This is a genomic window from Pseudomonas morbosilactucae (genome assembly GCF_023241715.1).
Classification (GTDB): domain Bacteria; phylum Pseudomonadota; class Gammaproteobacteria; order Pseudomonadales; family Pseudomonadaceae; genus Aquipseudomonas; species Aquipseudomonas morbosilactucae.
The window spans coordinates 110179-128577 of the sequence record NZ_JALQCW010000013.1 but is presented as its reverse complement, the minus strand read 5'-3'; the positions used below and the strand labels follow the sequence as shown (position 1 = coordinate 128577).

Annotated in this window: 15 protein-coding genes, 2 pseudogenes and 1 riboswitch; of the genes and pseudogenes, 15 read left to right on the top strand and 2 right to left on the bottom strand. The window is 61.4% G+C overall.

What is annotated here, in order from left to right; all coding sequences use genetic code 11:
* Window positions 1-319: 319 nt before the first annotated feature.
* A complete protein-coding gene (gene acs, locus M1B34_RS07670) occupies window positions 320-2275 on the top strand; it encodes an acetate--CoA ligase (protein WP_123328470.1) in 1956 nt (651 codons plus the stop codon).
* Between the two features lie 252 nt (window positions 2276-2527).
* On the opposite strand, the gene M1B34_RS07665 is transcribed toward acs, so the two are convergent.
* Window positions 2528-2749: a hypothetical protein gene (locus M1B34_RS07665; RefSeq protein WP_268264784.1), complete on the bottom strand. Its 222-nt coding sequence runs from the start codon at window positions 2747-2749 to the stop codon at window positions 2528-2530.
* A gap of 133 nt (window positions 2750-2882) precedes the next feature.
* On the opposite strand from M1B34_RS07665, the gene M1B34_RS07660 reads away from it, so the two are divergent.
* The 13 genes and pseudogenes from M1B34_RS07660 (at window position 2883) to astE (ending at window position 16241) form a co-directional block, all read left to right on the top strand.
* Window positions 2883-3659 carry an ABC transporter substrate-binding protein gene (locus tag M1B34_RS07660; RefSeq protein ID WP_123328469.1) on the top strand — a complete coding sequence of 259 codons (777 nt, stop codon included), beginning with the start codon at window positions 2883-2885 and terminating at the stop codon, window positions 3657-3659.
* 91 nt (window positions 3660-3750) lie between these two features.
* Entirely contained in the window at window positions 3751-4440 is a 690-nt protein-coding gene (locus M1B34_RS07655; RefSeq protein WP_123328468.1) for an ABC transporter permease, read from the top strand.
* Window positions 4437-5135 (top strand): ABC transporter permease, encoded by a 699-nt coding sequence (locus M1B34_RS07650; protein WP_123328467.1) that lies wholly within the window; start codon window positions 4437-4439, stop codon window positions 5133-5135. The genes M1B34_RS07655 and M1B34_RS07650 overlap by 4 nt, the downstream gene beginning before the upstream one ends.
* A 1-nt stretch (window position 5136) precedes the next feature.
* Entirely contained in the window at window positions 5137-6249 is a 1113-nt protein-coding gene (locus tag M1B34_RS07645) for a succinylglutamate desuccinylase/aspartoacylase family protein (protein WP_123328466.1), read from the top strand.
* A gap of 28 nt (window positions 6250-6277) precedes the next feature.
* Window positions 6278-7042: an ABC transporter ATP-binding protein gene (locus tag M1B34_RS07640; RefSeq protein WP_123328465.1), complete on the top strand. Its 765-nt coding sequence runs from the start codon at window positions 6278-6280 to the stop codon at window positions 7040-7042.
* A 113-nt stretch (window positions 7043-7155) separates the two neighbouring features.
* Window positions 7156-8136: a transcriptional regulator ArgR gene (gene argR / locus M1B34_RS07635; RefSeq protein WP_123328464.1), complete on the top strand. Its 981-nt coding sequence runs from the start codon at window positions 7156-7158 to the stop codon at window positions 8134-8136.
* Window positions 8137-8443: 307 nt separating this feature from the next.
* Window positions 8444-9664, top strand: a complete 1221-nt coding sequence (locus M1B34_RS07630) for an aspartate aminotransferase family protein (protein ID WP_123328463.1) — start codon at window positions 8444-8446, stop codon at window positions 9662-9664.
* Window positions 9665-9796: 132 nt separating this feature from the next.
* Complete coding sequence (aruF, locus tag M1B34_RS07625) at window positions 9797-10816, top strand: arginine/ornithine succinyltransferase subunit alpha (RefSeq protein ID WP_123328462.1); 1020 nt, start codon at window positions 9797-9799, stop codon at window positions 10814-10816.
* Window positions 10817-10887: 71 nt separating this feature from the next.
* Complete coding sequence (gene astA, locus M1B34_RS07620; protein WP_123328461.1) at window positions 10888-11913, top strand: arginine N-succinyltransferase; 1026 nt, start codon at window positions 10888-10890, stop codon at window positions 11911-11913.
* Window positions 11910-13379 carry a succinylglutamate-semialdehyde dehydrogenase gene (astD, locus tag M1B34_RS07615; RefSeq protein WP_268264795.1) on the top strand — a complete coding sequence of 490 codons (1470 nt, stop codon included), beginning with the start codon at window positions 11910-11912 and terminating at the stop codon, window positions 13377-13379. Before astA ends, astD begins: the two co-directional genes overlap by 4 nt.
* 141 nt (window positions 13380-13520) lie before the next feature.
* Window positions 13521-14867: an N-succinylarginine dihydrolase gene (gene astB, locus M1B34_RS07610; protein ID WP_268261676.1), complete on the top strand. Its 1347-nt coding sequence runs from the start codon at window positions 13521-13523 to the stop codon at window positions 14865-14867.
* 63 nt (window positions 14868-14930) lie between these two features.
* Window positions 14931-15217: pseudogene (locus M1B34_RS07605) on the top strand (topoisomerase II).
* Window positions 15218-15230: 13 nt separating this feature from the next.
* The gene (gene astE, locus M1B34_RS07600) at window positions 15231-16241 is read left to right on the top strand and encodes a succinylglutamate desuccinylase (RefSeq protein WP_268264783.1); all 1011 of its coding nucleotides are present in this window, start codon (window positions 15231-15233) and stop codon (window positions 16239-16241) included.
* A 64-nt stretch (window positions 16242-16305) separates the two neighbouring features.
* Here astE and M1B34_RS07595 read toward each other — a convergent pair whose 3' ends face one another.
* The gene (locus tag M1B34_RS07595; RefSeq protein ID WP_123328456.1) at window positions 16306-16815 is read right to left on the bottom strand and encodes a 6,7-dimethyl-8-ribityllumazine synthase; all 510 of its coding nucleotides are present in this window, start codon (window positions 16813-16815) and stop codon (window positions 16306-16308) included.
* Between the two features lie 122 nt (window positions 16816-16937).
* A riboswitch (FMN riboswitch) is annotated at window positions 16938-17109 on the bottom strand.
* A gap of 215 nt (window positions 17110-17324) precedes the next feature.
* Between M1B34_RS07595 and ltaE the strand changes: the two are divergent.
* A pseudogene (ltaE, locus tag M1B34_RS07590) lies at window positions 17325-18328 on the top strand (low-specificity L-threonine aldolase).
* Window positions 18329-18399: the final 71 nt, after the last annotated feature.

The following is an 18399-nucleotide window of genomic DNA, read 5'->3' as shown; positions in this document are numbered from 1 at the left end:
GGGGGCTGTCACTTGGTTAATCAGTTGCCGGGTTGGCGAGGTTGATTTTAGGCCTGTGAGTTACAGGCATATAGACGTGCTTTTGATAAAGACTATTGGCGTTTTTTGTAACAATCCGCCGGAAAGCCAGCCGGCAGAGGCGAAGGGGAGTATTTTCCGGAAACGCTATAAAGCGCTGAAAGTCCTGTGCTTGAGCGGTTGCAGTGAATATCAGGACATTTTGTGGGGGGTTGTTACTACCATCGTCGAATGGTTCTATAGCGCCGCCCCCGTTACAACGGGGTCATACAAAAACAACTATTTCACCGAGGTAAGAAAGATGAGTGCGGCTTCTCTGTATCCCGTTCGTCCCGAGGTTGCAGCCAACACGTTGACTGACGAGGCGACCTACAAGGCCATGTATCAGCAGTCGGTGGTCAACCCCGACGGCTTCTGGCGCGAGCAGGCCAAGCGTCTCGACTGGATCAAGCCTTTCACCACGGTGAAACAGACCTCCTTCGACGATCACCACGTCGACATCAAATGGTTTGCCGATGGCACCCTGAACGTCTCCTATAACTGCTTGGATCGCCACTTGGCCGAGCGTGGCGACCAGATCGCAATCATCTGGGAAGGCGACGACCCAGCGGAAAGCCGCAACATCACCTACCGCGAACTGCACGAAGAAGTCTGCAAGTTCGCCAACGCCCTGCGTGGCCAGGACGTGCACCGCGGCGACGTGGTGACTATTTATATGCCGATGATCCCTGAAGCCGTGGTGGCCATGCTGGCCTGTACCCGCATCGGCGCGATCCACTCGGTGGTGTTCGGTGGCTTCTCCCCTGAAGCCTTGGCCGGCCGTATCATCGACTGCCGCTCCAAAGTGGTGATCACTGCTGACGAAGGCATCCGTGCCGGCAAGAAAATCCCCCTCAAGGCCAACGTCGACGACGCCCTGACCAACCCGGAAACCAGCAGCATCCAGAAGGTCATCGTGTGCAAGCGCACCGGTGGCGGCATCAAGTGGAACCAGCATCGCGACATCTGGTACGAAGACCTGATGAAAGTGGCGGGCACCGTGTGTGCGCCGAAGGAAATGGGGGCTGAAGAAGCCCTGTTCATCCTTTACACCTCGGGTTCTACCGGCAAGCCGAAAGGTGTGCAGCACACCACAGGCGGCTACCTGTTGTACGCAGCGCTGACCCACGAGCGTGTATTTGACTACCGCCCGGGTGAAATCTATTGGTGCACCGCCGACGTCGGCTGGGTCACTGGCCACACGTACATCGTCTATGGCCCGCTGGCCAATGGCGCGACCACTCTGCTGTTCGAAGGCGTCCCGAACTACCCGGACGTGACCCGCGTGGCGAAGATTGTCGACAAGCACAAGGTCAATATCCTCTACACCGCCCCGACCGCGATCCGCGCCATGATGGCGGCCGGCACCGCTGCCTGTGAGGGCGCTGACGGCAGCAGCCTGCGCCTGTTGGGTTCGGTGGGCGAGCCGATCAACCCGGAAGCCTGGGACTGGTACTACAAGAACGTGGGCAACTCCCGCTGCCCGATCGTCGACACCTGGTGGCAGACCGAAACCGGCGCCACCCTGATGAGCCCGCTGCCGGGTGCTCACGCCCTCAAGCCGGGTTCGGCGGCGCGGCCATTCTTCGGCGTCGTGCCGGCGCTGGTGGACAACCTGGGCAACATCATCGAAGGCGCTGCCGAAGGCAACCTGGTGATCCTCGACTCGTGGCCAGGCCAGGCGCGCACCTTGTATGGCGATCACGACCGTTTCGTCGACACCTACTTCAAGACCTTCCGTGGCATGTACTTCACCGGCGACGGTGCTCGCCGTGATGAAGACGGCTACTGGTGGATCACCGGCCGCGTGGACGACGTGCTCAACGTCTCCGGGCACCGCATGGGCACCGCCGAGATTGAAAGCGCCATGGTTGCCCACCCGAAAGTCGCCGAAGCAGCGGTGGTGGGCGTGCCCCATGACATCAAGGGGCAGGGCATCTACGTCTACGTCACCCTCAACGGTGGCGAAGAGCCAAGCGAAGCCTTGCGCCTGGAGCTGAAAAACTGGGTGCGCAAAGAGATCGGTCCGATTGCTTCGCCGGATGTCATCCAGTGGGCACCAGGGCTGCCGAAAACCCGCTCCGGGAAGATCATGCGGCGCATCCTGCGCAAGATCGCCACGGCTGAGTACGATGGTCTGGGGGACATCTCTACCCTGGCCGACCCGGGTGTGGTGCAACATTTGATTGATACCCACAAGACCATGAACGTCGCCTGAGACGTCTCTTGAGTCATCGAGCCCCGCCTGGCGTTGCGCCAGGCGGGGCTTTTTTTATGGGGCAGGGGAGAGGCTGATCGCCGGCAAGCCGGTTGCTGCGCCGCCAGCAGGTGCTTGCTGGCGACGAGGGTGCAAATAAATATCGGTTTTGTTCGCTAGGCGTATCAGAATGTTACCGATGGGACAGAAGGTGTAACCCCGCGCTCGCTTTCGGGGCAATGGGAAACGCCGGGCCCTATTCCAGAGCTGTTTTTACCCGGTTAAAAAATAAGCCATCATGCTGCGCTTGCCGGAATAGAAGGCTTTGCCAATAATAGGCCCGCAATTTGCAGCATAGATCGGTTCACTGTCTTTTGCTCTTGCATAAACTTGAAGAGCTGTCAATGCGTTTGCCTGGCTTTCTCGATGCTTCTGTAATTTGTTGTCGCATTGAAGAAATATCGGCTTCCGGCCTCTCGTTAGAATGCCGATCACTCGCTGGTCGTTGCCTGTACTGAACCCACCCCGGTTTCCTCAGGTGCGCCGCACCGCTATCAGTTTCCACCCATTCGCATATTGGGCTGTCGCTCACTCTGCCGTTTTCGCCCTTTACCGATGGAGTCCTAAGATGAAGAAACTCGTGCTTCTTGGCGCCCTGGCACTGTCCTCCGTGCTTTCCCTGCCGACGTTTGCCGATGAAAAGCCTCTGAAAATTGGTATCGAAGCGGCCTACCCTCCGTTTGCCTCGAAGGCGCCGGACGGCAGCATTGTTGGTTTTGACTACGACATCGGCAACGCGCTGTGCGAAGAGATGAAGGTCAAGTGTGTGTGGGTCGAGCAAGAGTTCGACGGCCTGATCCCTGCCCTCAAGGTGCGCAAGATCGACGCCATCCTGTCGTCGATGTCCATCACCGACGACCGCAAGAAGTCCGTGGACTTCACCGGCAAGTACTACAACACCCCAGCGCGCTTGGTGATGAAGTCCGGTACCCAGATCAGCGACGGCCTGACTGAGCTCAAGGGCAAGAACATTGGCGTGCAGCGCGGTTCGATCCACGAGCGTTTCGCTCGCGAAGTCCTGGCGCCGCTGGGTGCCGAGATCAAGCCTTACGGCTCGCAGAATGAAATCTACCTGGACGTGGCCGCGGGTCGCCTCGACGGCACCGTGGCAGACGCTACCCTGTTGAATGACGGTTTCCTGAAAACCGACGCAGGCAAAGGCTTCGCCTTCGTCGGCCCGGCCTTCACCGACGTCAAGTACTTCGGCGACGGCGTAGGTATCGCGGTGCGCAAGGGCGATGCCCTGAAAGACAAGATCACCGGTGCCATTGCTGCCATTCGCGCGAACGGCAAGTACAAGCAGATCCAGGACAAGTACTTCGACTTCGACATTTACGGCCAGTAAACCGTCGCAGCAACAAGTCCGAGATGGCGCAAGCAGCAGGATCTCTGAGGTTTGCGCCATTTTTTCATCCCAATTTCCGAGGACCTGAATCATGTTGAAAGGCTACGGGGCTGTCATCCTCGATGGCGCTTGGCTGACGCTTCAGCTCGCCTTGTCGTCCATGGCCTTGGCCATTGTTCTGGGTCTGATCGGGGTCGCCTTGCGTCTCTCGCCGATCCGCTGGCTGGCCTGGCTGGGCGATCTGTATTCCACCGTGATCCGCGGGATTCCCGATCTGGTGCTGATCCTGCTGATTTTCTACGGCGGCCAGGACCTGCTCAACCGCGTGGCGCCGCTGCTGGGGTATGACGACTACATCGACCTCAATCCACTGGCGGCTGGCATCGGCACCCTGGGCTTCATCTTCGGGGCCTACCTGTCGGAAACCTTCCGTGGCGCCTTTATGGCGATCCCCAAGGGGCAGGCGGAAGCCGGTGTGGCGTACGGCATGAGCAGTTTTCAGGTGTTCTTCCGGGTGATGGTGCCGCAGATGATTCGCCTGGCGATTCCCGGCTTTACCAACAACTGGCTGGTGCTGACCAAGGCCACCGCGCTGATTTCGGTGGTGGGCCTGCAAGACATGATGTTCAAGGCCAAGCAGGCGGCTGATGCCACCCGCGAACCTTTTACCTTCTTCCTCGCGGTGGCGGCGATGTACCTGGTGATTACCAGTGTCTCCCTGCTGGCACTGCGTCAACTTGAGAAGCGCTACTCGGTAGGCGTAAGGGCGGCTGATCTATGATCTTCGACTACAACGTCATCTATGAAGCATTGCCGCTGTACCTGAGCGGCCTGCTGACCACCCTGAAACTGCTGGCCCTGTCGCTGTTCTTCGGCTTGCTGGCGGCCTTGCCCCTGGGGCTGATGCGGGTGTCCAAGCAGCCAGTGGTGAACATGAGTGCCTGGCTTTACACCTACGTGATCCGCGGCACACCGATGCTGGTGCAACTGTTCCTGATCTACTACGGTCTGGCCCAGTTCGAAGCCGTGCGGGAAAGCTTCCTCTGGCCATGGCTGTCCAGCGCCACGTTCTGTGCCTGCCTGGCCTTTGCCATCAACACCAGTGCCTACACCGCTGAAATCATCGCCGGCAGCCTGCGGGCCACGCCGAACGGTGAAATCGAGGCCGCCAAGGCCATGGGCATGTCGCGCTATAAGATGTACTGCCGGATTCTGCTGCCGTCGGCCATGCGCCGCGCACTGCCGCAGTACAGCAACGAAGTGATCATGATGCTGCAGACCACCAGCCTGGCCTCCATCGTCACCCTGATCGACATCACCGGTGCCGCACGCACGGTCAACGCCCAGTATTACCTGCCGTTCGAGGCCTACATCACCGCCGGCGTGTTCTACCTGTGCCTGACCTTCATCCTGGTGCGCCTGTTCAAGCTGGCCGAGCGTCGCTGGCTGGGCTACCTGGCTCCGCGGAAGCACTGATATGGAACGTATCGACCATGCATTGCCCTGGAGTCATCTGGGCAGCGAGCGGCAGATCTCGGTATTCCGCTTTGGCAGCGGCGAGCGCAAGGCCTATATCCAGGCCAGCCTGCACGCCGATGAGCTGCCGGGCATGCGCACCGCCTGGGAGCTGAAAAAGCGCCTGGCGGAACTGGAAACCCAGGGTGCGCTGAACGGCGTGATCGAGCTGGTGCCGGTGGCCAATCCCCTGGGCCTGGGGCAATTGCTCCAAGGCAATCATCAGGGGCGTTTCGAAGCGGGTAGCGGCAAGAACTTCAACCGGGATTTCGTCGAGTTGAGCGCACCGGTGGCCGAGCGGCTGGAAGGGCGCCTGGGCGATGACCCGCACGCCAATGTCCGGCTGATCCGTCAGGCCATGAGCGATGTGCTGGCTGCCTTGCCACCGGCGGCCAGTCAGTTGCAGGGCATGCAGCGCGTGCTGCTGAGCCATGCCTGTACCGCCGATGTGGTGCTGGACCTGCACTGCGACGCCGAAGCGGCGCTGCACATGTACGCCTTGCCTCAGCACTGGGCGCAATGGCGCTCCCTGGCTGCGCACCTGAATGTGCGGGTGGGCTTGCTTGCGGAAGATTCGGGCGGCAGTTCATTCGACGAAGCCTGCTCATTGCCTTGGCTGCGTTTGTCACGCGCCTTCCCGGAAGCGCAGATTCCCTTGGCTTGCCTGGCCACTACCCTGGAGCTGGGCGGTCAGGCCGATACCGGTCGCGCTGAAGCCGAGGCCTATGCCGAAGGCATTCTGGCGTTCCTGGCGGAGCAGGGCCTGATCCGTGGCGAATGGCCTGCACCGGCGAATGAAGCCTGTGAGGCGATGCCGTTCGAGGGCACTGAACTGTTGTTCGCGCCCCACCCTGGCGTGGTGAGCTTTCTGCGCCCGGCCGGTAGCTGGGTCGAGAAGGGCGAGCCGATTTTCGAAGTGATTGATCCCTTATCCGATCGGGTCAGCATTATGTGTGCTGGCACCAGCGGCGTGTTGTTTGCCGTTGAACGGTTACGTTACGCCCAACCCGGTTTCTGGCTGGCCAAGGTGGCGGGGCGCGAAGCGCTGCGTCACGGGCGCTTGCTCAACGACTGACTGACCGCTTTTTGTGAGAACCGACAGCATGTACAAACTTGAAGTCCAAGACCTGCATAAACGCTATGGCAGTCACGAAGTGCTCAAGGGCGTGTCCCTGAAAGCGGCCGCCGGCGATGTAATCAGCATCATCGGCTCCAGTGGCTCCGGCAAAAGTACCTTTCTGCGTTGCATCAACCTGCTGGAGCAGCCCCATGCTGGCAAGATCCTGCTGAACAACGAAGAGCTCAAGCTGGTGCCCAACAAGGACGGCGCGCTCAAGGCCGCCGACCCGAAGCAACTGCAGCGCATGCGTTCGCGGCTGTCGATGGTGTTCCAGCATTTCAACCTGTGGTCGCACATGACCGCCCTGGAAAACATCATGGAAGCGCCTGTGCATGTGCTCGGCGTCCCCAAGGCCGAAGCCCGTGAAAAGGCCGAGCACTACCTGGCCAAAGTGGGCGTGGCCCATCGCAAGGATGCTTACCCGGGGCACATGTCCGGTGGTGAGCAGCAGCGTGTGGCGATTGCCCGGGCCCTGGCCATGGAGCCGGAAGTCATGCTGTTCGACGAGCCGACCTCGGCCCTCGACCCTGAGCTGGTAGGTGACGTGCTGAAAGTCATGCAGGCCCTGGCTCAGGAAGGTCGGACCATGGTGGTGGTGACTCACGAAATGGGCTTCGCCCGGGAAGTCTCCAATCAACTGGTATTCCTGCACAAAGGCGTGGTGGAAGAGAGCGGTAACCCGCGTGAAGTGCTGGTCAATCCGCAGTCGGAACGTTTGCAACAATTCCTCTCCGGTAGCCTCAAGTAATCGCTCCCGTTATGCACCAAATTAGGTCATGCTGCGCAGCGCGCGGCCGATGGTCTAATTTGGTTGCTGCCGCTTTCGGCCTCTAACACTGTTTTCGTTTTGGATTGCCCGCCATGACTGCCCATCGAATTGGTTTCCTGATTTGGCCCAGCACTAAAGCCTTGACGCTGGCGCTGGCTGAGGAGGCCTTGCGTGTTGCTCAGCGGGTGCATCCGGACGTGGTCTACGAGTTGTCTTTCCTGCAGGCCGAAGCGCCCGGCGAAGGTGCTTGGCAGCTGCCGGGTGAGCCTTGGGCCGGCAAGCTGGAAGGTTGTCAGAAGCTGTTCCTGCTGGCCGACGAGCCGCCAGCGAGCCTGGCGCCAGCCTTGAGCAGTGCGCTCAAGCAACTGGTGCGCGCCGGCTGTGTGATCGGTGGTTTGTCTGCCGGGGTCTATCCCTTGGCGCAGTTGGGCTTGCTGGACGGTTATCGCGCTGCGGTGCATTGGCGTTGGCAGGATGATTTTGCCGAGCGCTATCCCAAGGTGATCGCCACCAGCCATCTGTTCGACTGGGATCGGGATCGCCTGACCGCCTGCGGCGGCATGTCGGTGCTGGACCTGCTGCTGGCGGTGCTGGCCCGGGATCATGGGGCGGAACTGGCGGGCGCGGTGTCGGAAGAGTTGGTGGTGGAGCGCATCCGCGAGGGCGGCGAGCGCCAGCGAATTCCGTTGCAGAATCGTCTGGGTTCCAGCCACCCGAAGCTGACCCAGGCCGTGCTGCTGATGGAAGCCAATATCGAAGAGCCGCTGACCACCGACGAGATCGCCCAGCATGTCTGTGTGTCCCGCCGGCAGTTGGAGCGGATCTTCAAGCAGTACCTCAATCGTGTGCCGAGCCAGTATTACCTGGAGTTGCGCTTGAACAAGGCGCGGCAGATGTTGATGCAGACCAGCAAGTCGATCATTCAGATCGGCCTGTCCTGCGGTTTCTCCTCAGGGCCCCATTTCTCCAGCGCCTACCGCAACTTCTTTGGCGCCACCCCGCGGGAAGACCGCAACCAGCGGCGCAGCAGCAGCCCGTTCGAACTCTCCTCCGTACCTGCCGAGCGCGGCTGATCTTCTTCTAGCTGGCGCCAGCGTGCCGGCGAAGGCGTCCTGACGGTCAACTTCTGGACCGGTGATACCGCTAACTACCTGGATAATTAGCTTGGGCGAATTGCCCGGTCACTCTGCCGCTGAGCCTGCGCGCAGTTTAAACTGCGCCTTTGCGACGCTATTTGTCGCATTGCCATAAACCCGCCTAAAACGGGGGTTGGCGCTATAAGAAGTTGTCGCTTGGCGGCAAGGCCGGGCTGAAAACTGTCCTTACAATCCCCCCATCGCTCGCCAGTTTCAGGCAGGCGTTCCTCTTCAGGAGACTCCGATGTCCGTTGAGCAAGCTCCGGTGCAACGCGCCGATTTCGACCAGGTTATGGTTCCCAACTATGCACCTGCAGCTTTTATTCCTGTGCGTGGCGCAGGGTCCCGAGTCTGGGACCAGTCGGGTCGGGAGCTGATCGATTTCGCCGGCGGCATCGCGGTCAACGTGCTGGGTCATGCGCACCCGGCGCTGGTTGGCGCACTGACCGAACAAGCCAACAAGCTGTGGCACGTGTCCAACGTATTCACCAACGAGCCGGCCCTGCGCCTGGCCCATAAGTTGATCGACGCCACCTTTGCTGAGCGTGCGTTCTTCTGCAACTCCGGCGCTGAAGCCAACGAAGCCGCTTTCAAGCTGGCTCGGCGTGTAGCCTTCGATCGTTTCGGCACTGAGAAGTACGAAATCATCGCCGCGCTCAACAGCTTCCACGGCCGTACCCTGTTCACCGTCAACGTCGGTGGCCAGTCGAAGTACTCCGACGGTTTCGGCCCTAAAATCACCGGCATCACCCACGTTCCTTATAACGACCTGGCCGCACTCAAAGCCGCGGTGTCGGACAAGACCTGCGCTGTGGTCCTGGAGCCGATCCAGGGTGAAGGCGGCGTGCTGCCGGCCGAGCTTGAATACCTGCAAGGCGCTCGTGAGCTGTGCAACGAGCACAACGCACTGCTGGTGTTCGACGAAGTGCAAACCGGCATGGGCCGCAGCGGCAAGCTGTTCGCCTACCAGCATTACGGCGTGACCCCGGACATTCTCACCAGCGCCAAGAGCCTGGGCGGTGGTTTCCCGATCGCCGCGATGCTGACCACCGAGGAGCTGGCCAAGCACCTGGTTGTCGGCACCCACGGCACCACTTACGGCGGCAACCCGCTGGCGTGTGCAGTGGCCGAAGCGGTGATTGACGTGATCAACACCCCTGAGGTGCTGAGCGGCGTCAATGCCAAGCACGACAAGTTCAAGACCCGCCTGCTGCAGATCGGTGAGAAGTACGGCCTGTTCAGCGAAGTGCGTGGCCTGGGCCTGCTGATCGGTTGCGTGCTGAGCGAAGCCTGGAAAGGCAAGGCCAAGGACGTGTTCAACGCCGCCGAGCGAGAAGGGTTGATGATTCTGCAAGCCGGCCCGGACGTGGTGCGTTTCGCCCCGAGCCTGGTGGTCACCGATGCGGACATCGATGCCGGTCTGGATCGTTTCGAGCGCGCCGTGGCCAGCCTGACCCAAGCCTGATTCAGGCCGTAACACCGCTCGGCGCCGATCCTCAACGGGCTGCGTCGAGCCACATTCCTGTGCCGGGCTGTCCCGGCATTTTTTTCCCTGAGTCGGACGTTTTCCGACCTGTTTCAAGTAAGGAGTGACACCATGCTGGTGATGCGCCCCGCGCAAATGGCTGATCTGGGCGAGGTACAGCGTCTGGCTGCAGACAGCCCGATTGGTGTCACCTCCTTGCCGGATGATGTCGGCCGCCTGAGCGACAAGATTGCCGCGTCCGAAGCCTCTTTCGCCGCCGAAGTGAGCTTCAACGGTGAAGAGAGCTACTTCTTCGTCCTTGAAGACACCGAAGCCGGCAAGCTGGTGGGCTGTTCGGCCATCGTTGCCTCGGCCGGCTACTCCGAGCCGTTCTACAGCTTCCGCAATGAAACCTTTGTGCACGCCTCCCGCGAGCTGAAGATTCATAACAAGATTCACGTGCTTTCCCAGTGCCATGACCTGACCGGCAACAGCTTGCTGACCAGCTTCTACGTGGTGCCGGAACTGGTGGGTTCGCCTTGGTCGGAGCTCAACTCCCGCGGGCGCCTGCTGTTCGTTGCCAGCCACCCCGAGCGTTTCGCCGATTCGGTGGTGACCGAGATCGTCGGTTACAGCGACGAGCACGGTGATTCGCCATTCTGGGATGCCATCGGGCGCAACTTCTTCGACCTCAACTACGCCGAGGCCGAGCGCCTGTGTGGCCTGAAAAGCCGCACCTTCCTCGCTGAATTGATGCCCCATTACCCGATCTACGTACCGTTGCTGCCGGACGCCGCCCAAGAGGCGATGGGCCAGGTGCACCCACGGGCCCAGATCACCTTCGACATCCTGATGCGCGAAGGCTTCGAGACCGATCATTACATCGACATTTTCGACGGTGGCCCGACCCTGCACGCACGGGTTTCCGGCATCCGCTCCATCGCCCAGAGCCGGGTGGTGCCGGTGAAAATCGGCGAGCTGGCCAAAGGCGGCGGACGTCAGTACCTGGTCTCCAACGCCCAGTTGCAGGATTACCGCGCCGTGCTGCTGGAGCTGGATTACGCCCCGGGCAAACCGGTGACCCTGGACCTGCAGGCGGCCGAGGCCTTGGGTGTCGGTGAGGGTGCCAGCGTGCGCCTGGTGGCTGTTTAACGCCGGCTTTAATGCCTGGAAAGTAGCGAGTTTCGCGGGGGCCGCCAGCGGCGCCCGTCTGAGGAGATAGCATGATTGTTCGTCCCGTACGCAGCAGCGATTTACCCGCTCTGATCGACCTGGCCCGCAGCACCGGTACCGGCCTCACCACCTTGCCGGCCAACGAAGAGCGCCTGACCCACCGGGTCGGCTGGGCGGAAAAAACCTTCCGTGGCGAAGCCGGGCGGGGCGATGCGGATTACCTGTTCGTGCTCGAAGACGACAACGGCCGTGTGGTGGGCATTTCCGCGATCGCCGGCGCCGTCGGCCTGCGTGAGCCCTGGTACAACTTCCGGGTCGGCCTGACCGTCAGCGCTTCCCAGGAGCTGAACATCTACCGCGAGATCCCGACGCTGTTCCTGGCCAACGACCTGACCGGCAACTCTGAATTGTGCTCGCTGTTCCTGCATGCCGATTACCGCACCGGCCTCAACGGCCGCATGCTGGCCAAGGCGCGGATGCTGTTTATCGCGGAATTCCCTCAGCTGTTCGGCAACAAGATCATCGCCGAGATGCGGGGTATGTCTGACGAATCCGGACGCTCGCCGTTCTGGGAAAGCCTGGGCCGGCACTTCTTCAAAATGGAGTTCAGCCAGGCCGACTACCTGACCGGGGTGGGCAACAAGGCGTTTATCGCCGAGCTGATGCCTAAATTCCCGCTGTACACCTGCTTCCTCTCCGAGGACGCGCGCAACGTGATCGGCAAGGTCCACACCGACACCGAACCGGCGCTGGCCATGCTCAAGAGCGAAGGTTTCAGCTACCAGGGTTATGTCGACATCTTCGACGCCGGCCCGGCGGTGGAATGCGAAACCGGCAAGATCCGTGCGATCCGTGACAGCCAGGCGCTGGTGCTGGCCATCGGCACCCCGGGCGATGACGCCACGCCATTCCTGATTCACAACCGCAAGCGCGAAGACTGTCGCATCACGGCCGCTCCGGCGCGTTTTGCCGCAGGCACCCTGGTGGTCGATCCGTTGACCGCCAAGCGCTTGCAACTCAACGCCGGCGATCAGGTCCGTGCGGTTCCGCTGTCTGCTACTCGGGAGTCGAAATAATGAGCACGCTGTACATTGCCGGCCGATGGCTGGCCGGCCAGGGCGAAGCCTTCAACTCGGTCAATCCGGTCACCCAGGCCGTTATCTGGAGTGGCAACGGTGCCACCGCAGATCAGGTAGACAGCGCCGTACAGGCCGCGCGCCAAGCCTTTCCGGAGTGGGCCAAGCGTTCCCTGGAAGAGCGCATCGGCGTGTTGGAAGCCTTTGCTGCCAGCCTGAAGAACCGTGCTGACGAACTGGCCCGTTGCATTGGCGAAGAGACCGGTAAACCCCTGTGGGAAGCCGCGACTGAAGTCACCAGCATGGTCAACAAGATTGCCATCTCGGTGCAGAGCTACCGTGAGCGTACCGGCGAGAAGAGCGGCCCCCTGGGCGACGCCACCGCTGTGTTGCGCCACAAGCCCCATGGCGTGGTTGCCGTGTTCGGGCCTTACAACTTCCCGGGCCACTTGCCCAACGGGCACATCGTTCCGGCGTTGCTGGCGGGCAACAGCGTGCTGTTCAAGCCCAGCGAATTGACGCCTAAAGTTGCCGAGCTGACGGTCCAGTGCTGGGTCGAAGCCGGCCTGCCGGCGGGTGTCCTGAACCTGCTGCAGGGGGCGCGGGAAACCGGCATCGCCCTGGCTGCCAACCCGGGCATCGACGGCCTGTTCTTCACCGGTTCCAGCCGTACCGGCAACCACCTGCACCAGCAGTTCGCCGGGCGCCCGGACAAGATCCTGGCCCTGGAAATGGGCGGCAACAACCCGCTGGTGGTGGATCAGGTCGCGGACCTGGACGCAGCGGTCTACACCATCATTCAGTCGGCCTTTATCTCCGCCGGCCAGCGTTGCACCTGCGCACGCCGTCTGCTGGTGCCGCAGGGTGCCTGGGGCGACCAGTTGCTGGCACGCCTGGTGGCGGTCAGTTCGACGATTGAAGTGGGTGCGTTCGATCAGCAGCCCGCACCGTTCATGGGTTCGGTGATCTCTCTGGGCGCGGCACGTGCCTTGATGGATGCCCAGGAACAGCTGCTGGCCAATGGCGCCGTGGCCTTGCTGGAAATGACCCAGCCACGGGCCCAGGCCGCGCTGTTGACCCCGGGCATCCTGGACGTCAGCGCTGTGGCTGAGCGCCCTGATGAAGAATTGTTCGGGCCGTTGCTGCAGGTGATTCGCTACGTCGACTTCGACGGCGCGATTGCTGAAGCCAACAACACCCAATACGGCCTGGCGGCGGGCCTGCTCTCGGATTCCGAGGCGCATTATCAGCAGTTCTGGCTGCAGAGCCGCGCCGGGATCGTCAACTGGAACAAGCAGTTGACCGGTGCGGCCAGCAGCGCGCCGTTCGGTGGTGTAGGCGCGTCGGGCAATCATCGGGCCAGTGCCTATTACGCGGCGGATTACTGCGCGTACCCGGTGGCTTCCCTGGAAACCCCGAGCCTGTTGCTGCCGAGTGCATTGACCCCGGGCGTGCGCCTGTCCTGATTTGAGTGTGCGGGGAGGCCGTTGTGGCCTCTTTGTCGGTAAGCCGATTCCTGTGGAGCCGGCTTGCCGGCGAACGAGTGCAATACGCTCGCCCTGTATAGATACCGATGCCTATAACAACAGATTCGTGGAGCCTCGCTGATGAAATCCTATGAAGTCAATTTCGACGGTCTAGTGGGGCCGACCCATAACTACGGCGGCCTGTCCTACGGCAACGTCGCGTCCCAGAGCAACAGCCAGCAGTCGTCAAACCCTCGGGAAGCGGCCTTGCAAGGCCTGGCGAAAATGAAAGCGCTGATGGAAATGGGCTTTCAGCAAGGCGTCCTGGCACCCCAGGAACGTCCAGATGTGGCGGCCTTGCGCAACCTGGGTTTTGCCGGCACCGACGCCCAAGTGATCCAGCAGGCGGCCAAGCAGGCCATGCCCCTGCTGGTGGCCAGTTGCTCGGCATCGAGCATGTGGGTGGCCAACGCCGCCACCGTCAGCCCGAGTGCCGACACCGCCGATGGCCGGGTACATTTCACCGCTGCCAACCTGAACTGCAAGTACCACCGCAGCATCGAGCACCCGACCACCAGTCGTGTGCTGGGGGCGATGTTCGCTGACCAGAAACACTTCGCCCACCATGCGGCCTTGCCGGCGGTGGCGCAGTTCGGTGACGAAGGTGCAGCCAACCACACGCGCTTCTGCCGTGAGTACGGCCAGGCCGGTGTCGAGTTCTTTGTCTTTGGCCGCAGCGCCTTCGACAACCGTTTTCCGGCGCCGCAGAAGTACCCGGCCCGCCAGACTCTGGAAGCCTCGCAAGCCGTGGCACGCCTGCATGGCCTGAGCGAGCAGGGCGTGGTGTACGCCCAGCAGAACCCCTCGGTGATCGACCAGGGTGTGTTCCACAACGACGTGATCGCGGTCGGCAACGGCGAGGTGCTGTTCTACCACGAGGACGCGTTCCTCGAGACCGAGCACATGCTCGCCGAGTTGCAGGGCAAGCTGGCCCAGCGTGGCGGCAACTTCCAGGCGATCTGCGTGCCACGGGCCCAGGTCACGGTGGAAGATGCGGTGCGTTCTTACCTGTTCAACAGCCAGTTGCTGTCCCGTGCCGACGGTTCGATGTTGCTCATCGTGCCGGAAGAGTGCCGAGCCAACGAGCGGGTCTGGCAGTACCTGCAAAGCCTCACCAGCTCCGGCGGCCTGATCCGCGAGGTGAAGGTGTTCGACCTCAAGCAGAGCATGCAGAACGGCGGTGGCCCGGCGTGCCTGCGCCTGCGCGTGGCTCTCAACGAAACCGAGCTGGCGGCGGTCAACCCCGGGGTTATCATGACCGCGCCGTTGTACGACACCCTGACCCAATGGGTCGACAAGCACTACCGCGACCGTCTGAGCGAAAGCGATCTGGCGGACCCGCAATTGCTGCTTGAGTGCCGGACGGCATTGGATGAACTGACGCAAATCCTTAAACTGGGCGCGGTTTATCCATTCCAGATCAATTGAAAGCCCGCGCCCGCCTCATGTGAGTCGGGCGCGTCGCCTTTTCCCCAGATGAGAGCGTAATACATGAGCGATTCCCTGCAGCTGATCCTTGAAGACACCGACGGCACTCAACTGGAAACCTCCTGCACCCGCGTGGCGGTGCTGTGGCAAGGCAAGGAACTGTGGATCCAGCAAGACGCCGCGGCCAACTGCTGATCGGCGTGGACGTGGAAGAGGGTGACGCTGAATACGCCAACCTGCTGCTTCGCCCATTGGCGACTAATCTGGTCAGTCTGCAACTGGAAATGGAACCGGCCGACGCCGGTGACGATGATCACGTGCATGGCCCTGACTGCGGTCACGCCCACTAAGGAAGCTCGCTCTATGCTCGCCCTCGGCAAACTGCTTGAACTGACCCTCGCCGGTCGCGAACCGGCGGAGAAGACTCAACTGACTGTCGAAGGCGTGCGGATGCGCTGGTTGAGCGAGGGGGCGCTGGAAGTCCGGCCTCCCGAAGCTCGTGACAACGGCCTGGACCTGTTGTTGTCGGCAGGGATCCACGGCAACGAGACCGCGCCGATCGAGTTGCTCGATCGTTTATTGCATGACATTGCCCGTGGCGACCTCAAGCCCCGTGCACGTATTTTGTTTCTGTTCGGCAACCCCGAGGCCATGCGCCGCGGTGAGCGTTTTGTCGAGCAGGACGTCAACCGGCTGTTCAACGGCCGGCATGAGCAGAGCAGCGGTTCCGAAGCCCTGCGGGCTTGTGAACTGGAGCGGCTGGCGGCGAGCTTTTTCAGCCTGCCGAACCGCAACCGCCTGCATTACGACCTGCACACCGCCATTCGCGGTTCGAAGATCGAGCAGTTTGCCCTCTATCCGTGGAAAGAAGGTCGTCAGCATTCCCGTGCCGAGTTGGCGCGGCTGCGTGCGGCGGGCATGGAGGCGGTGCTGTTGCAGAACAAACCGTCCATCGTGTTCAGCTCATACACCTACGACAAGCTGGGGGCTGAAGCTTTCACTCTGGAGCTGGGCAAGGCTCGGCCTTTCGGGCAGAACCAGGGCGTTAACGTCGAACGCCTGGAAACCCGTCTTCAGCAGATCATCGAAGGCAATGAGCCGCCGTTGAGCGAAGAGAGCCTGGAGGGCTTGCAACTGTTCAGCGTGGCCCGCGAAATCATCAAGCACAGCGACAGCTTCCACCTGCACCTGCCGGCGGACATCGAGAACTTTTCCGAATTGGACGTGGGTTATCTGCTGGCCGAAGACATCGCCCAGACCCGCTGGATTGTGGAAGAAGAGGGCGCACGGATCATTTTCCCCAACCCTAAGGTGAAGAACGGTTTGCGTGCGGGGATTCTGATTGTGCCGAGCTCGGACGAGCAACTGGCCTGATCGCTGCCAAGCCGGCACCTACACCACAGGGTAGGTGCCGGCTTGCCGGCGATGCTGCTAACGCTTAAACCGCAACAGCGCGTGGCTCGTTACGACGCAGGGCGCGGGTCTTGTGCAGGGTGTCGGCGCAGGTTTTTGCCGCTTCCTGGCCCTTGTGCACGAAGTGCTCGAAGAAGAACTTCTGGTGTTCTTCGCCGGCATGGAAGTGATGGGGCGTGAGCACCACCGAGAACACCGGCACTTCGGTTTCCAACTGCACTTGCATCAGGCCGCTGATCACCGATTGGGCGACGAACTCGTGGCGGTAGATGCCGCCGTCCACCACCAGGCCTGCCGCGACGATGCCGCTGTAGCGACCGGACTTGGCCAGCAACTTGGCGTGTAGCGGGATTTCAAAGGCACCGCCGACTTCAAAGAAGTCGATGTCGCTTTCCTGGTAACCCTGGGCCAGCATCTCGGCAACAAAGCCTTTACGGCTCTGATCGACAATGTCTTTGTGCCAGCAAGCCTGGATAAAGGCGACGCGGTCGTTGGGGTGGTGTTTGCTCTTGCTATCGATTGCGGTGGGTTGCATCTGTTCTGACTCCTGTTTGTGTGAAAAACAGGGCGTTATGAATCGAATGGGATTTAAGGGTACGTGCCGGCCGATTGCGCGAGTGTTCGCACGACTGCCCACGGACGGCCCTTTGGCGCCAATCCCGTTCTCTCTTCATCCGGACTATGACCGTCGGCCCCGGGATCACACCGGGTCTGCTGACCTTGCTGCCATTCACCGCCTAAGCCGTGCCTGCCACCAAGCGCTCGCGGGCTATGCGCATTGCGCGCAATTACCGCCGGTGGGGAGTTGCACCCCGCCCTGAGAACGTTGCCACCGGATTATTCGGCGGCGGTGAGTTTTTAACACATATTTTTCAACGGCGCATGGGGGCTTTTGGATGATGCCCATCGATTTTTTCGCTATTTGCGCAGATTTTTCCCCTTGGAGCCTTGATTAATGCGGGGTGCGACCGTAGAAATTCAGCTCGAAAGGGATGTTCCCTACTAGGCAGGACCTTGGTGTCCCCATGATGAGGCCGGATTTTCATGAGTGTGATCGATCTTCGTAGCGACACGGTGACTCAGCCCAGCGCAGGGATGTTCGATGCCATGGCCACGGCCGTGACCGGGGATGACGTGTACGGCGAAGACCCCACGGTCAACCGTCTGGAGGCTGAACTGGCCCGGCGCCTGGGCTTTGCGGCCGCGCTGTTCGTGCCGTCCGGGACGATGAGCAATCTGCTGGGCTTGATGGCCCATTGCGAGCGCGGCGAGGAATACATCGTCGGTCAACAGGCCCACACCTATAAATATGAAGCGGGTGGCGCGGCCGTGCTCGGCTCGATCCAGCCGCAACCCCTGGACGTCCAGGCAGATGGCTCGTTGGACCTGGCCCAGGTGGCCGCCGCGATCAAGCCGGACGACTTTCATTTTGCCCGGACCCGCTTGCTGGCCCTGGAAAACACCATGCAAGGCAAAGTGCTGCCATTGTCCTACCTGGCCCAGGCACGGGCCTTTACCCGTGAACATGGCCTGGCCCTGCACCTGGACGGCGCGCGGCTGTACAACGCGGCGGTGAAACTGAACGTGGATGCCCGGGAGATTACCCAGCACTTCGACTCGGTCTCGGTGTGCCTGTCCAAGGGCTTGGGCGCGCCCGTGGGTTCGGTGCTCTGCGGTTCCCCCGAGTTGATCGCCAAGCCCGGCGCCTGCGCAAGATGGTAGGCGGTGGCATGCGCCAGGCCGGGATTCTCGCAGCGGCGGGGCTGTATGCCCTGGATCACCAGGTGCAGCGCTTGGCCGATGACCACGCCAACGCCCAAGTGCTGGCTGAAGGGCTGCGTGACGCGGGTTACCAGGTCGAGCCGGTGCAGACCAACATGGTCTACGTGCAGATGGGCGATCGGGCCGAGGCCATCAAGGCCTTTGCCGCAGAGCGGGGGATCAAGCTCAGTGCGGCATCGCGCCTGCGTCTGGTCACCCATATGGACGTCAGCCGTGGGCAAATCGAGCAGGTGATCGCGACTTTCGTCGACTTTTCCCGCCACTGACCGTGTTAGCCGTCCAATTGACTGTGTGTATCGTACAAACACGCTGTACCAAGTGATTAACGCCGATATAA